The organism is Coleofasciculus sp. G2-EDA-02 (assembly GCF_040226375.1).
Classification (GTDB): Bacteria; Cyanobacteriota; Cyanobacteriia; order Cyanobacteriales; family Coleofasciculaceae; genus Coleofasciculus.
Genome location: NZ_JAVKEW010000023.1, coordinates 135,492 through 150,893, shown reverse-complemented (window position 1 = coordinate 150,893; position 15,402 = coordinate 135,492). Strand labels below are relative to the sequence as shown.

The 15,402-nt window shown below is 44.3% G+C and carries 15 protein-coding genes; 8 read left to right on the top strand and 7 right to left on the bottom strand.

The annotated features are described in order from the left end of the window. Window positions 1-35 precede the first annotated feature (35 nt). Both RLO19_RS02555 and RLO19_RS02550 read left to right on the top strand, forming a co-directional pair. Window positions 36-683, top strand: coding sequence for a Uma2 family endonuclease (locus RLO19_RS02555; RefSeq protein WP_446353566.1), 648 nt, complete (start codon window positions 36-38; stop codon window positions 681-683). A gap of 50 nt (window positions 684-733) precedes the next feature. Then, on the top strand, window positions 734-883 hold the full coding sequence (locus RLO19_RS02550) for a hypothetical protein (RefSeq protein ID WP_446353564.1): 150 nt from the start codon (window positions 734-736) through the stop codon (window positions 881-883). On the opposite strand, the gene RLO19_RS02545 is transcribed toward RLO19_RS02550, so the two are convergent. Further along, entirely contained in the window at window positions 858-1,586 is a 729-nt protein-coding gene (locus RLO19_RS02545; RefSeq protein WP_446353562.1) for a hypothetical protein, read from the bottom strand. The genes RLO19_RS02550 and RLO19_RS02545 overlap by 26 nt on opposite strands. A 159-nt stretch (window positions 1,587-1,745) precedes the next feature. On the opposite strand from RLO19_RS02545, the gene RLO19_RS02540 reads away from it, so the two are divergent. After that, on the top strand, window positions 1,746-3,392 hold the full coding sequence (locus RLO19_RS02540; RefSeq protein ID WP_446353560.1) for a DUF2079 domain-containing protein: 1,647 nt from the start codon (window positions 1,746-1,748) through the stop codon (window positions 3,390-3,392). Between the two features lie 542 nt (window positions 3,393-3,934). Further along, window positions 3,935-4,540 (top strand): hypothetical protein, encoded by a 606-nt coding sequence (locus RLO19_RS02535; protein WP_446353559.1) that lies wholly within the window; start codon window positions 3,935-3,937, stop codon window positions 4,538-4,540. Window positions 4,541-4,813: 273 nt separating this feature from the next. Here the strand turns inward: RLO19_RS02535 and mtnC are convergent, their stop codons facing one another. After that, complete coding sequence (gene mtnC, locus RLO19_RS02530; protein WP_446353557.1) at window positions 4,814-5,590, bottom strand: acireductone synthase; 777 nt, start codon at window positions 5,588-5,590, stop codon at window positions 4,814-4,816. A gap of 113 nt (window positions 5,591-5,703) precedes the next feature. Continuing rightward, window positions 5,704-6,666 (bottom strand): MDR/zinc-dependent alcohol dehydrogenase-like family protein, encoded by a 963-nt coding sequence (locus RLO19_RS02525; RefSeq protein ID WP_446353555.1) that lies wholly within the window; start codon window positions 6,664-6,666, stop codon window positions 5,704-5,706. 58 nt (window positions 6,667-6,724) lie between these two features. Between RLO19_RS02525 and RLO19_RS02520 the strand changes: the two genes are divergently transcribed. Further along, complete coding sequence (locus RLO19_RS02520) at window positions 6,725-7,246, top strand: hypothetical protein (protein ID WP_446353554.1); 522 nt, start codon at window positions 6,725-6,727, stop codon at window positions 7,244-7,246. 57 nt (window positions 7,247-7,303) lie between these two features. On the opposite strand, the gene RLO19_RS02515 is transcribed toward RLO19_RS02520, so the two are convergent. From RLO19_RS02515 to RLO19_RS02505, 3 genes are all read right to left on the bottom strand, one after another. Continuing rightward, window positions 7,304-8,203, bottom strand: coding sequence for an Rpn family recombination-promoting nuclease/putative transposase (locus RLO19_RS02515; RefSeq protein WP_446353552.1), 900 nt, complete (start codon window positions 8,201-8,203; stop codon window positions 7,304-7,306). Window positions 8,204-8,313: 110 nt separating this feature from the next. Beyond that, window positions 8,314-10,215, bottom strand: coding sequence for a precorrin-3B C(17)-methyltransferase (gene cobJ / locus RLO19_RS02510; protein ID WP_446353550.1), 1,902 nt, complete (start codon window positions 10,213-10,215; stop codon window positions 8,314-8,316). 32 nt (window positions 10,216-10,247) lie between these two features. Continuing rightward, window positions 10,248-10,913 carry a Uma2 family endonuclease gene (locus RLO19_RS02505; protein ID WP_446353548.1) on the bottom strand — a complete coding sequence of 222 codons (666 nt, stop codon included), beginning with the start codon at window positions 10,911-10,913 and terminating at the stop codon, window positions 10,248-10,250. Between the two features lie 204 nt (window positions 10,914-11,117). Between RLO19_RS02505 and RLO19_RS02500 the strand changes: the two genes are divergently transcribed. Both RLO19_RS02500 and RLO19_RS02495 read left to right on the top strand, forming a co-directional pair. Further along, window positions 11,118-11,960, top strand: a complete 843-nt coding sequence (locus RLO19_RS02500) for a DUF5131 family protein (RefSeq protein ID WP_446353546.1) — start codon at window positions 11,118-11,120, stop codon at window positions 11,958-11,960. Window positions 11,961-12,073: 113 nt separating this feature from the next. Beyond that, a complete protein-coding gene (locus RLO19_RS02495; RefSeq protein WP_446353544.1) occupies window positions 12,074-12,733 on the top strand; it encodes a Nif11-like leader peptide family natural product precursor in 660 nt (219 codons plus the stop codon). A gap of 47 nt (window positions 12,734-12,780) precedes the next feature. Here the strand turns inward: RLO19_RS02495 and RLO19_RS02490 are convergent, their stop codons facing one another. After that, window positions 12,781-13,743 (bottom strand): ABC transporter ATP-binding protein, encoded by a 963-nt coding sequence (locus tag RLO19_RS02490; RefSeq protein WP_446353542.1) that lies wholly within the window; start codon window positions 13,741-13,743, stop codon window positions 12,781-12,783. Window positions 13,744-13,823: 80 nt separating this feature from the next. Between RLO19_RS02490 and RLO19_RS02485 the strand changes: the two genes are divergently transcribed. Next, window positions 13,824-15,242, top strand: a complete 1,419-nt coding sequence (locus RLO19_RS02485; RefSeq protein ID WP_446353540.1) for a lipid-A-disaccharide synthase — start codon at window positions 13,824-13,826, stop codon at window positions 15,240-15,242. Window positions 15,243-15,402 lie beyond the last annotated feature (160 nt).

The following is a 15,402-nucleotide window of genomic DNA, read 5'->3' as shown; positions in this document are numbered from 1 at the left end:
TCTATAGAAGCAGGTTAACCCGAAGGCAACTATAAATGGTAACATTACAACTCAAACAGTTAAGTGTTCCTCTAGGACAGCGGATTATTTTGACTGATGTAAACTGGTCAAAATTCGAGGATATTTTGCAAGAACTCGGTGAAAAACGAGCGACTAGAGTAGCTTACTATCACAGTCAATTAGAAATTAGGATGCCATTACCAGAACATGAATTTGATAAAGAAATTATTGGTGACATGGTAAAGATTTTGCTAGAAGAATTGGAGATTGACCGCGAATGTTACGGTTCAACGACGTTCAAGCGCCAGGATATGGCAGCAGGAATCGAGCCAGATAATTGTTTTTATATTCAAAATCATCGTTTAATGATTGGCAAAAGACGATTAGATTTAACGGTAGATCCCCCCCCTGATCTCGCCATTGAGGTTGATGTTACCTCCAAAACACAACTGAGTGCTTATGCTGCTTTGGGAGTGCCGGAGTTATGGCAGTTTTCTCAGGGAACTTTAAAAATTAATGTCCTGCAAGCGGGTGATTATGTTGAGTCTTCTTTGAGTCCTACTTTTGAGAATTTCCCGATGATTGAGGGGGTTTCACAATTTGTCCAAATGAGTTTGATGCAAGGTTCAAGTGCGGCTTTAAGAGCTTTTCGGAAGTGGATTAGGGAGAGAATTGATCGATGATATAGCAATCGCCATAGCGGTTAGGACGCATCATTTGGTAGAGACGTTGCATGCAACGTCTCTACTTTATCGGGGCGGGTTTAGTCACATCTTTGTGCAACCAAAAAGATAGTCGTGAAACCCGCCCCTACATATACGCCAGGTGGGTGTATATCTACGTTGTAGATTGTGGATTTAAAACCGATGTTTGGCTAAACTAGCCGGGTAGGATTGAGCCGAAACTTTTACAATACGACTATCAAGCGTTTGAGCAACATCGCCAACTTGAATTAATGGCATTTGTCCATTCAGATACATTACCCCAGTGAATGCAACCATTCCACCTCGGCGAAAGGTTGCCATGTCTAATTGTAGAGGTGTTCCTTCCATATCGATACCTAAGGTAAAGCCTGTTGAAGTATCTGCCAAATTATTCAATTCTGGGAGGGGTTTGTATTCCAAAACGTTGATTTCTCCCATCCCTTGCAATCGTTGCTTCAATTGGCTAACTAGCAACTGTTGAATTTCGGGTTGCTGTAACTGTTGTACAGTGGTATCAAAGTTTACCCAATCCTGTTCGCTAGACAGGGGACTGGTAAACCCCAGAACAATTTGGAAGCTTTCGGGATTGACAAAGGCGAATAAATTTTCTGGGTTCAGGTTGGCTTGCTGGAATTGCTGGGTTAGGAGTCTAAATTGAGAGGCAAGTGAGGCGGCTAATTCGGGGGGGAGTTCCTGAAATCCCTCAGGTAAATCTTCTAGTAACAGTTTGACATTGGCAGAGGTGGAGGCTTGGGAAATCCTTTGGGGAACTGTTGGGGATGCAGTGGAGGCTTGAGTTAGGGGTATATCAGCATTAACCGGATTGCCTGTGAATAGGATGCCACTCAACAAGCACAAGCTTAAGGGAATTGTCTTGATCATCTTACAATTAGCAAGGGGACTCCCGCTATGGTAGCAAAATAGGGAACGGAGAACAGAATCTATATAATTTACGATACAATTTGTCTCTTGGTCTAATGAGTGGGCGACTGCTATAACGATGGCGTTGGGTTTCGTCCCTCAACCCAACCTACAAAATAGATGAACTATACAACCGGACATAATATGGTGCGATTAAAATTTTATCATGTATCTCTATCAAGTTTAGCGATTAAGGCGGCACTCGCCTTTTTTTGTATTACCTTAATTTTAGGCTTACATCGACACTATACTTTTTACTCGTCCTACGACCAAGGTATTTTTAATCAGGTTTTCTGGAATAACCTGCACGGACGTTTTTTTGAGAGTTCTCTATCCTCCCAACTTTCGACTAATGTGGTTCATCAGGGAGAAGTTCCCAGGGTGAATTATCATCGTTTGGGACAACATTTTACCCCAGCGTTGTTACTGTGGTTACCGCTGTATGCTTTATTTCCCACACCCGCCACGTTAACCGTATTGCAGGTAACCTTCGTCACGGCGGCGGGTTTAGTTTTGTATGTTCTCGCACGAGAGTATCTGGAACCAACCTTAGCTGGGATGATTATAGTTAGCTTTTACTGTGCTAATGCGGTTATTGCTCCAACTTTATCGAACTTTCACGATATTTCCCAGATTCCCTTGTTTGTTTTCGGACTGCTGCTAGCTATGGAAAAACGCTGCTGGTGGCTGTTTTTGCTATTAGCCGTTTTACTTTTAGCCGTGCGCGAAGATGCGGGAATCGGATTATTTGGTGTGGGAGTTTACCTAATCCTGAGTCGGCGCTATCCCCGGATTGGGTTAGGGGTTTGTAGCCTAAGTTTTTGCTATATGATTCTGTTGACGAATCTAGTTATGCCGTTATTTTCTGAGGATATTTCTCAACGGTTTATGATGGAACGATTCGGTCAATATGCTTCAGGGGATGAGGCTTCGACCTTAGAGATTATCTGGGGAATGGTTAGTAATCCGGGGCGGGTGTTGGTGGAATTGGTTACACCCTTTGGTCGCACGTTGAATTATTTATTGGGACAATGGTTACCCTTGGCATTTGTACCAGCTATTTCACCCGCCTCTTGGATGATAGCTGGATTTCCCTTACTTAAGTTATTTTTAGGCAAGGGAGAATCGGTACTCGCGATTAATATTCGCTATGCAATGACAGTAGTGCCAGGGATATTTTATGGGGCGATTCTTTGGTGGTCACAGCATCAAGATTTATATAAGCGATCGCTATTTCGATATTTTTGGATTTTTTGTATTAGTTTGACTCTACTTTTTTCCTATACATCCAGTGCTTCAGCCTTAAATCGTGCCTTTTATTTTATCTTACCCGATTCCTTTGATCCGTGGGTACATATATCATTACCCCAACAGTGGCACCATGTGCAAGAAATGCGTCCTTTAGTTGCCCAAATTCCACCGGATGCGAGTGTTTCGGCGACGACTTATATTATTCCTCATCTCTCTAGTCGCCGTGAAATTATCCGCTTACCTGATTTAAGGTTACGAAATGATCAGCAGGAGGTAATTAATGTAGACTATATGATTGCTGATCTTTGGCGGTTGCAGCAATATCAGGTAGCTTTTGATCAGGAACGAGGATTCTTAGAAATGCTGGTATCGCTAATTGATACGGTAACGGCAAAGCAGGAGTATGGCATTATTGGCTTTGAGGATGGAGTGATTTTATTGCACAAAGGTGTAGACTCTAATTCTGATGCTATGGAAAAATGGCTGGTGTTTCGGAAACAGTTGGTTAACCGTTGATCGAGTTCACAAATTGACAATGGATAATGAACAATTGATAATGACCTCTCCTTAAAAGAATAGGATTGAAATTAAGGAAAATCTTTTTTAATTTCTTCGTTTACGAAGAGGTCTTAGACCCAATTAATCAATTGTCAATTATCAATTACTAATTATCCATTGATAAAAATGGCACAATACAGGATTAAGTTAACATTCTACTACAACCTCAAACCCCGATCAAATCAGGATTGACCCGTGACGTTTTCTGCCTGTGTTAATTTTGATTAACTTTAAATGATTAAAACGTAAGCGTAAATACTAAAAGTTTTGCTTATCTCAGTCGGGTGGTGGGAAGAATTTAGGGGATAAGGGGGAAACGTGCGATCGCGAGTCTAAGTTCTATCTGTTAATATGAGAGGATATGCCAGTTTCAACGGGTCGGTATTCTATGAGTTTATGGCATGGCAATGATTACTTCAACTCCAGTAATTCTCAACTTAGACAACGTTGGTTTAAGCGATTTTCTGAGGTGCGAACTGATTTGATCAGATAGGACAACCATGCCATACAGCCAATTCACTACTCTGGCTAAAGCCAAAGAAGCCTTCAACCTCACGACAGTAGAGAATATCAGATTTCTGCCGGAAATTGAACCGATTCAACCCAGTTCTACCTTAGCCGCCGTTCTGGAAGAAAATCTCCCTCTAGCCGTGGCTACAGGGAGTGAAAAAGCCAGATCTGAATTAATTATTAGCCCGGTTCTAGTGGAAGTGCGGCGCATTTTAAACCGTCAAATTAGTTTATTTTCTGGCGAAGAGTTTAACGTCGATGAATCACTAGGACTCAATGGACGTTGTGACTTCCTCCTCAGTCGTTCCCCCGAACTTTTAGACATTGAAGCCCCGGCGGTTGTGATTGTGGAGGCTAAACAAGCTAACCTTAAATCAGGAATTGGTCAATGTGTGGCTGAAATGGTTGCTGTCCAGAAATTTAACATCGCTAAAGAAAAACCGCTTCAGAGTATTTATGGTACAGTTAGTAATGGCAACCAGTGGCAATTTCTTCAACTGGAAGATACCACAGTTACGATTGATTTGGTCATTTATCCCCTCCCACCCGTTGAGCAAATTTTAGCCTTTTTGGTGTGGATGATACAGCAGGAGTAAAGTAAGAAGATATGTTTTAGATTTACCTGTGTTTTGAGGCGTGAACTGATTTTGTGAGATAGGACAAAAGTGCCGTATCGGATGAATCGGGCGCAAGGCTTCATTGGTGTAAACTTAAGCGCTAAAAGCAGGGGGAGCAGGGGAAGCAGGGGAAGTAGGGGGAGCAGGGGAAGTAGAAATACTTTCGTTACCAAGTTCGATAAGGAAATACCTCGGTTGAGGTTATGGCTTAAGTTGACACGGGTGGCAAGGCTTGCGTCCCGACAATTTCGGCTAAGTTTGTGATATTGATATCTCTTGAAAAGATTCTACTTCTGGCACGTCAGACCAAGATTCTGTTCCCTCTCGCTTGACATGAACCACTCGTAAACCTTTCTCTCGCGCCGCTACTAATTCGGCTGGAACGTCGGAAAAGAAGACGATTTTATTGGGGGCTAATCCTAAAACATCGCTAATCTGTTCGTAACTAATCGCTTCTTTTTTACTCCCTGTTGTTAAATCGAAATAATTAGAAAGCAGTGGGGTTAGATCTCCCTCTACCGTGTGGCTGAAGAACATTTTTTGAGTGGCAATTGAACCCGATGAATATATGCCTAACTTTAACCCCGATCGCGTCCATTCTTCTAACTTAGGCTTGACATCCGGATAAAGATGTGCATTAAATGCCCCCGTCTCGAACCCTTCTTGCCAAATGAGTCCTTGAATCGATTTCAGGGCGGGGTGTTTGCGATCGCCATCAATCCATTCCAGTAATGTCGCGATCGCGCCCTCTAAATCAATGTCTTGTCCGGTTTCGGCTTTAACCGTTTGCTGTGTCAGGTTAATCGCCTCAACCACCTCCTCTAAATTTTTATGGGTTAAAACAAACTGTTCCAACCGTTCTCTAGAGTAAGGAAACATCACCTTATGGACAAATTGAATATCGGAGGTTGTGCCTTCAATATCCAACAAAATATACTTGATATTGGGTAGCGTAACACTCATTCGTTTTCCCCCATGTATATAAACCATGACCCGCGATCGCGAATCCAAATAACTGGGCTCTCGCATTCGTGAATGAAGGTTTTTGGCTTCGGATAAGGTTGGCTGCACGAATGCTGACGCTCCTTACGTCGCTACCGCTTCGCTAACGCCCCTACACAAATTATGACAAATGACAAACCTTAACCCCCTTCACTCATATCCAATAAAACCTTTAACATGCCTTTGGTTTTTGCCTGTTCAACCGCTTTGAGTCCGTCTCGTAAGGGATAATAACCCTGAATTAGGGGTTTCACATCCACTTGTCCTGACGCCAGTAGCTCAAGGGCGGGGGCAAAAGGACCACAACGCGACCCAATCAGGGTAATTTCGTCTACAACTAGAGAAGAGGCATCAAAGGTTAACTGACCCGCGTATGTACTTTTAAGGACTAAAATACCTCGTGGATGCAAAGCGCGGCGGGCGAGTTCAAATCCAGCCGGATTGCCTGTACACTCTACAGATATATCAAAGGATCGTTTAGCGATCGCATCGGCAAATCCAACTTTAATCCCTCGTGCCGATAAATTTGCCAACTTATCTGGATAACGTCCAATCACGAAAAGGTCACATCCGGTTAGGGCAAGGGTTTGGGCGACTAATTGCCCTAGTTTACCATCTCCAACCACTAATACCCGTTCCCTCGAACTCACCGTGACTTGCTGCTGAATTTCCAAAGCGGCGGCGACGGGTTCGGTAAAGGTAGCCAAATCTGTGGCTAAATTATCGGGAACTCGATGCAAATTCTCTATCGGCAAACAGAGATAGTCGGCAAAAGCACCATGGCGGTTGACAATACCTAATACTGTGCGGTTTTCGCAATGGGTTGACTGTCCCTTCTGACAATATTGACATTGCCCACAGACGGCGTTAATCTCGCCCACCACTCGTTGTCCCTGCAACTGTGTCGGTCCTTGTTCAACAACACCCACAAATTCATGACCTAAAATACCCTTGTAGGGATAATAGCCTCGAATTAATTCCAAATCCGTGTTGCAGATACCCGCCCGGATAACGCGCACCAAGGCTTCCCCCGATGGTGGTTGAGGAATGGGGATATCTTGGCGGAGTTGCAGTTGATTGTTTTCCAGCCAAAGTGCTTGCATTAGGATTAATTTTGGATCAAGATAACTTGATTAGCATTTTATTACGAGATGGAATCAGGTGGATATTCCAGAAGACGTTACTTTTGAAGACGCGATCGCACTTACTCAATCCCTGATGACACAACTGTCATCCGGTGAACTCTCCCCCGTAGCAGCCGCTGATGCAATCGCCCAATTGGTGCAAACCAAAAACGGTGCTAGAGGGTTCTTTGTCACCTACCTCACGGCTGAGGATAGTTTAGCCGATCATCCCTCACCAGAAGTGATTCAAGCCCTGCAATCCTCACCGGATACCGTTGCTGAACTGTTGGTGAAAAATTTAGCCATGTCAGCAGCGATGGCGATTACCCACCGTCGTAATCAGAATGAAGATATGGCGCAAGGATCAGATCGAGTGCGAATACGAGCGATTCATTTAATTGAAAGAGTTAATTTGCCTCAAGTTCAGGAAAAAGCGGTGGCGTTACGGGAAAGTGCCATAACCGGAGAGGGTAATTATAAGGCATTTCTGGAACGTTGGCAATATGATGCTGAACAACGGGAGATTATGTGGCAAACGCTGGATCGGGTGATTGATTAAGAGTGATAGTCATTGGTGATTGGTCATTCGTCTCCCCGGCTTACCCTGCTTTTCCGCTTAAGTACGTCTCTCCAGCCAATTGACCAAATCGTCTAGACTGGTGAAGTCTAAAAAATCTTCTCCTAAACGTTCTAACTCTGCTAAAGGTAAGTCTTCAACTTGGCTAGTTATTGCCCCTGGGATTTCTCCAAAACGCTTGTTGAGTTGACGTATCACTAGCGCGATCGTTTGTTGAAGTCGTCCTTCTTCTTTGGCATAAGTAATTCGTCCCTTTTCATCTTGTAAGAGCATACCCCGTCGATCAACGATATCTAACTCTTCTGGAGTCATGGTTGCTTGGTTAGCCAGATTTAAAGCCAATTCTATTTCCGATACTTGCCCTAACGTTTCAGGGATATCCTCTAAAGTGGCTGCTTCTTTCAGAAAATAAATCCATTTATCGCTTAAACTGTTTAACTTAGAGAGGGTTTTCTGGAATTTGGGTAATTCCACAAAGATTAACTGCAATTCTTGATCGAGAATTTCAAATTTTTTGGTTTTTTCTTGAAACACAAATTGGTTGATTACGTCCGCTGTTTGTTTAAACAGGATAAAATCGGTAATCGTTACCGCTATGGCTGGATTAAGCAGCGGGTAATCCTCTCCGGTAGTCAACTGATTCGCGTAGGCTTTGGCGAGGTTGTAAGCCACTCGTTTGTTAAACGCCGTCATTGATGCGACTTGCATTTCGATGACGACAATAGAACCATCCGCTAAAATAGCTTTGACATCTAAATACGTATCTTTTAAACTGAGTACCTGACCGGGATTATAAGGGTTAACAATGGTTAAGGATTGAATAACTGTTTCCCCATCATAAATGATGGCATTGAGAAAGCTGATTAAGATCTCTTTGCTTTGTTCGGAACCAAATATTTTTTTAAAGGCATAATCGACCTTTGGATTAATAAATCTCATAAGTTTCTCCCTCTTGCTTCTGAAGTGATGGAAGATAGTTTAATTCTATCTTTAAACGAATAACCCCGACAATTATTCTGTAGAGACGTTGCATGCAACGTCTCTACATCTCATTCATCGTTCACAAAATACCCCCGTGGGGTAATCATCCAATCCCCATGAAGACGGGTACTTTGATTACCAATGAGTACAGTCGTGAGCATATCAATGGGGATATCGAGTAATTTGTCAAGTGTGGAAAGGGTGATTTCTTCATCCTCGCGATAAGCCGATCGCACGATCGCGACTGGGGTTTGGGGGGAACGGTATTGGAGTAAGATGCTATGGGCGATTGCCAGTTGTTCGATCCGGGTGTGCGATCGCGGATTATATAAGGCAATGACGAAATCCGCTTGGGCAGCAGCGTTCAGCCGCTTTTCAATCACATCCCAAGGGGTCAACAAGTTACTTAAACTAATCGCACAAAAATCATGCATCAGGGGCGCACCCACGCGAGACGCCGCCGCTTGCAGGGCGGTAATTCCGGGAAAGACTTGTACCCCTGGCATTTTCCCATCCCAACCTTGGGCTTTGAGTTCCTCCAAAACTAATCCCGCCATCCCATAAATACCGCAATCCCCCGACGACACAACCGCCACCGTTAGTCCCCACTCGGCTAACTCAATCGCCCGTTGCGCCCGTTGACGTTCTTGAGTAATTGGCAGGCGTTCAATAATTTGTCCGGGATGCAAAATGGGAGTAATTAAATCAATATAGAGAGAATAACCGATAACTGCATCAGCCTGAGAGAGTGCCGTTTTAGCCGCTGGCGTTATTTGATCCAACTCTCCAGGTCCGATACCCACCAAAAACAGTTGTCCAATTCTACCCGTATATTCTCGTTGAGCCACAGCAATCGCCACTGTCACCGCCCCCGGTTGATTGTCCGCCCGCACAATTTGTTTTTGCACCAGTAGGTTCGTAGTCGGCACTTTAGTGCCAGAAGCGCTAAAGCGCTCACTACAAACCAAAGCGGCGGCTTCTGCCACACTGGGAGTACCCACTTCCTGATTCACCACCGTTGAAGGCGTAGGCACATTTACCGAACGCAACACCTCAGCCGGAAACGTTCGCAAAGGCAAATCACGGGCTTGACAAAATTCCACCAATCCCACTTCATCCGCTTTAATATCAATCGTGGCAATTCCTGCGATCGCATCTACAGCTAGATGATAACGTTGACAGGTTTGGATTATCGCCGTTTCAATTAATTCTCTCGATGTTCCTCGTTCACACCCAATCCCCACCCATAATACCCGTGGATGCCATTGAATCTTGGGCAAATCAGAGTCTGGAGAAAAGCGACGCTGAGTAAAACTAATCCAAATCCGGGCATTAGCTGAGTTAGAATCAACCGTCTCTTCGCCCCCATCGAATACAAACGGATGTCCTGGGGGGAGGTGCTGTTGCCACAAAGTAGAACCCACCTCTTGGATCACCTCAACCCGTTCACCTCTGGCTACGGCTGCACTGACACCTGTCCAATCTCCCTCACCCCGTTGCCAACCGAAGGGAATACCTACCATATCGATAGCAGGTAAATTTAACCCTGTCGAACCCCCGGTTAAAACAGGAGTCGCCCCCAGTTGCAAGGCAATCATCCTCGCCAGTTGATCGGCTTTACCTTGATGTCCACTACATAGACTAATCACAAATTGCCCAGTTTCATCAACAACGATAACCGCTGGATCAGAGGATTTATCCTTTAAAAGCGGGGCGATAAGGCGCACCACCGCCCCCGTTGCCAAACAGAAAATAAAAGCGCGGTGGTTTTGCCAGAGGGAGGCGATGTGGGATTTCAGAGAACCCTGGTAGAACGATTCGGTGGGAACATCCTTACGTTCAGGAGTATGAACAGACTCAGGAAGCCACAACATTGCCCCGGCTGTATGGCACAGAGGCTCTAGGGTTTGAGCGGCGGTAGGAGTTGTTGCGATCGCAACTAGAGGGTGAAAGTCTTGAAATAGCAACACAGCGTCTTTAGAATATCAACATCAGGACAACTTTAATCATTTTCTGGCAACTCACCAAACTGTTCTTGATAACGCGCTAACAATTCCTCTGGCGTTAAAATCCGATTTCCTCTCTCGTCAAACCAATACAACCACTCGCGCTGCAATCCTCGATGACTGCCGATTTCCCGACCAATTCCCAACCCAATTTCTGGCATCCAGAATAGCTCACCAATTTGACGTTGATACCTGCTATTAACTAAGCGATAAACTTCAAATAGTTCCTGTTGATCTCTGCGCCAAAAATCGGGATTATAGATGACGTAATATAAAACTCCCAACTTGGAATAAATTGATAATTTATCATCATACTCTCCCCTTGGTGTTTCAGAGACGATTTCTAAAATAAAAATCGGAATGATATCATTTTCTTCCCACACCACATAACTTTTACGTAGCTGATTTGCTCGAATCCGTTCAACGCCCAAACTCAAAAAACCATCCGGCACAATCGGAACTCTGGGATTGATTCCAGTCGTATGGTAAATTCCAATATTGACCCCAAAGAACCAATCAAAGCGCTGACCCCATAAGAAACCGAGAATCAACCCTAATAAATTGGTCACGAGAGTATGAAGTTCATCATCCACAGGCAACCCATTAGAGTCAGGCAATTCATCGCTCGTTGGTAAGCGGAGCTTGGAGTCAGATTGTACCATACCCGTATCCCTCTCAACTCTGCTTTTATCTTAACTTAAAGACTGAATTTATCTCCACCGACCTAATCAAATAAAATATAGTCGCTTCATCTGATGTCAAGGATATTTTTAATAAAAAATCAATCTGGACATTTTTACAATACATAGGTACTATAAAAAATAAGCGGAAATAAAGACTATTAATGTTAGGGGTAGACTGAGAATATGGCTAGCACTCATACAGGTATAGAGTGGACAGACCGAACATGGAACCCCACAACTGGCTGCAACAAAGTTAGTCCAGGTTGTACCCATTGTTATGCTGAAGCACTAACTAAACGGTTTCATCATAATTTTCCTAATGGATTTGATTTAACCCTGCATCGGGAACGCATAAAAGAACCCTTGCGTTGGCGCAAGCCAAGTCGCATTTTTGTCAACTCGATGAGTGATCTTTTTCACGAAGACGTGCCTATCGAGTTTCTTAAAGAAGTGTTTGATGTGATGGGTCAAACGCCGCAGCATATCTATCAGATTTTGACCAAACGACATGAACGTTTAGTTGAGTTGGCTCCTCAGTTAGAATGGCATAAAAATATTTGGATGGGGGTATCGATTGAAAATCAGGACTATGTTCATCGGATTGATTTCCTGCGAGAAGTTCCAGCAAACGTGCGCTTTCTCTCTTGTGAACCGCTTCTGGGTGATTTACATCTTGATTTAACGGATATTCATTGGGTTATTGTTGGTGGCGAATCGGGAAATAGATATCGTCCGATGAAGTTAGAGTGGGCGCAAAGTATTCGTGACCAATGTCAGAGGTTTGGTGTCGCATTTTTCTTTAAACAATGGGGAGGTAGAACTCCAAAAGCTGGAGGAAGAGAACTAGATGGAAAGATTTGGGATGAGATACCGTTAGCTTGGAAACAACACCAACAGCAATGGCGGGAAGACAGTAGAATATGCGGTACATCGATAAGGGCGCAAGCCTTGCGCCCCTACATTCATTCCGGTGTACCTCACCTGCATAGGAACCGCTATAATAGTTTGTTAACAATGGGATTTTAGCTCAAATCCATGCTACTCTAATAGCCAGTATCTACAGATGAAATAAGCTTATTCGGCTAAACTCATCTTGAACAGGCTGCTCTACCAATAGTCAGACTGAGTAGAGATTACCTATGCATTATAATATTTGGGATTTTTTCTGTACAGAAGAAAATTATCCCTATTGGCAGGAGCAAATTCAACAGTCTCAGGAATTTAATCGGATAACCTGGGAAAAAATCCGTGATTTTTTGTGTGTTATAGAGCGACATAACCCGTTGAGTCATCAATTGTTACAAGCTCATAACCTTGAGCAGTTTATCCAAATTGCTAGAAATAACGGTTATCAGTTGACTCAAGAAGAACTTGCCTGGTTTGTGATTATTCAGAAACAAATCTGGGATTGTTTAGCCCTGGCGCAAAAAACACCTTCTCTGAAGCAACAGCTACTATCTAGCCAGAATCCAGATGAATTTATCCAAATTGCAGTCGAGCAGGGTTATTATTTTACTCAAAAAGAGTTGGCTTGGCTATTGATAGATATAAAGTCATTATCAAGTTTAGTGTCTATCAACAATAGCACAGGGGATACTTTTGTCTTTCCAAATATTGATGGCATCGAAATGGGTTATTGGCTCGAACTAGCAGAAAAGTGGGGATTAGTACCACCCTTTAGTAATCTGAGCCAACCTGGGAATGGATTATTTGGAGATGAACAAGATCCATTTTTCTTGAAGCAGTGCTTTTTACCCAGAGGCTATTTCAACCAACGCTTACTAATAAACTCCTTATAATCCTCTCACTCTGATGGGTAAGGTGGTTAATGGCAGAGAAATAATGACTAACTCTGACCCATTTTAGCTGCTTTTTGAATTGTCTCTAAAGTTAACACACCAATTACCTTTCCTTCATCCATGACAGGCAATTTTTGACTACCTGTCTGTAAGAGGAGAGATAAAGCCTGACGCAAATTCTCGTGAGGCGCGATCGCACGCTCCCCCTGATGCTGATAATCTGAAGAAACTAGCTGCATTGCCCCATCCACCCGCCGTAAACTTAACTGACGCAATATATCATCAGCCCCCATTAACTCCCGGACGAAATCATTAGCAGGACTTGTCAGAATATTTAACGGCGTATCAAATTGTAAAATATTACCCTTTTGCAAAATCATAATCTTATCCCCCAGACGCAGCGCTTCCTCAACATCATGGGAGACAAACAGAATTGTTTTGTGTACCTTCCGCTGAATTCGTAAGATTTCGTCTTGCAGAGATTGGCGAGTAATCGCATCAATAGCACCAAAGGGTTCATCCATTAACATGAACTTCGGATCACCAGCCAACGCCCGCGCCACACCAACACGCTGCTGCTGTCCTCCAGATAGCTGTGCCGGATACCGATTCCGGTAAACTTGAGGGGGTAGTTCGACTAGCTGCAATAACTCATCAACACGAGACTGGTATTTTGGGCGTGACCATCCTAAAAGCTTGGGAACAACTGCAATATTCTCCGCCACCGTCATGTGGGGAAATAAGCCCGACTGCTGAATCACGTAGCCAATTTGCTGACGCAGCTTCGTGACTTTCATTTGGCGGATGTTGACCCCATCCAGATAAATCGCGCCGGATGTAGGTTCATACAGTCGATTGACCATCTTGAGAACGGTAGTTTTACCACACCCCGATAGACCTAAAATTACCACCAGTTGACCCGCTTCAATGTCGCAGGTTACTCCATTTACGGCGGGTTGGGGTGTCCCTGGAAATTGGAGACGAACTTGATCAAAACGAATAGCACTCACTGATTTGGCTGATTTTTGTTAAAGTTAGCTCATTCCATTTGACAAATGAAAAATGACAAATGATAAATGACCAATGACCAATGACCAATGATATTTTAATTCTCTCCAATGGTCCGGGTGAAGTCACCACATGGGTACGTCCTGTGGTCAAAGCATTGCGCCAGCAGCTAGGATGCGATCGCGCATTGATCCGAATCTCGGTTATCCTGTCTCCTTGTCCCAACGCCACAGGCAAAGAAGCCCAGATTGTTCAATCCTATCCCGAAGTAGACCGGGTGCAAGGGGCACAGCATTTCTTTGGCTTCTTACTCTGGGGGAAAACTGCCGAAAACTGGGACTGGCGCGATCGCGGCGTGGTGGTATTCTTAGGCGGCGACCAATTTTTCCCCGTCGTGATTGGCTCTCGCTTAGGATATCGTACCGTTGTTTATGCCGAATGGGATGCCCGTTGGCATCGCTGGATTGATCGGTTTGGCGTGATGAAACCCGATATCATTGCCAAAGCCCCAAAAAAGTATCGCCACAAGTTAACAGTAGTCGGAGATTTAATGGCAGATGTGGCATTCGTAGGGGATGTAGGGGCTGTAGGGGCGAAGCATTCGCGCCCAGATGTCTCGGTTTTATGCCAACACAAGAGCGCGAATGCTTCGCCCAATCACCAATCCCCAATTGAATGGATTGGGTTACTTCCAGGGTCAAAACCTGCCAAACTGATTCAGGGAGTACCGCTAGGGTTAGCTATTGCTGAACACATTCACAAAGCTAGACCCCAAACCCGTTTTGTGATTCCTGTTGCACCAACCTTGGATGTACCCACCCTAGCCCGTTTTGCTGATCCCCAAGAAAATCCCCTGATTCAGAAATTAGGATGGGGGGCGGCGAGATTGGTGATACTAGATAGGGAAGATGAGGGAGATAGAGAAGTCTCTACATTATTCAGGGCGGGTTTTGAACCCAAATTATCATCAATCGCGAAACAAAATTCCCTAAACCCGCCCCTACACTCAACACTCATAATGGCGAGTGGTTTAACGGTAGAACTGACAACCGAATTTCCCGCCCATGATATATTATCCCAATGCTGTTTGTGCTTAACCACAGTGGGAGCGAATACGGCAGAATTAGGTTCCCTTGGGGTACCGATGATCGTGTTATTACCCACCCAGCAACTGGATGCAATGCGGGCTTGGGATGGATTACCCGGATTATTCGCCCGGTTACCTGGGGTAGGAACCAGCTTTGCTAAGTTGATTAATTGGCTGATTCTACAACAAGGACGCCTATTTGCGTGGCCCAATATTTGGGCAAAAGCAGAAATCGTGCCAGAAGTCGTGGGTCAACTGAAACCCCAGGATGTGGCACAATTGGTACTTGAGTATTTAGAGCATCCCGAAAAACTCGAAGACATGCGATCGCGCCTGCGGGCAGTTCGGGGTGCATCGGGTGCAGCCCAAAAGTTAGCACAATTGGTGCAAGAGGAACTCACCCATGACAAATGACAAATTACTATTTTGGAGTTAACGTGTCAACCATAACCCTAGTAGTGATATCATCCTCCTACAGGGTAATCACATCACCGACCGACGTTGCCCATCGTCTTCTGCTATTGGGAGGATGACCTAGGACAATGATCTTACTGACATTTTGCGACATTATCCG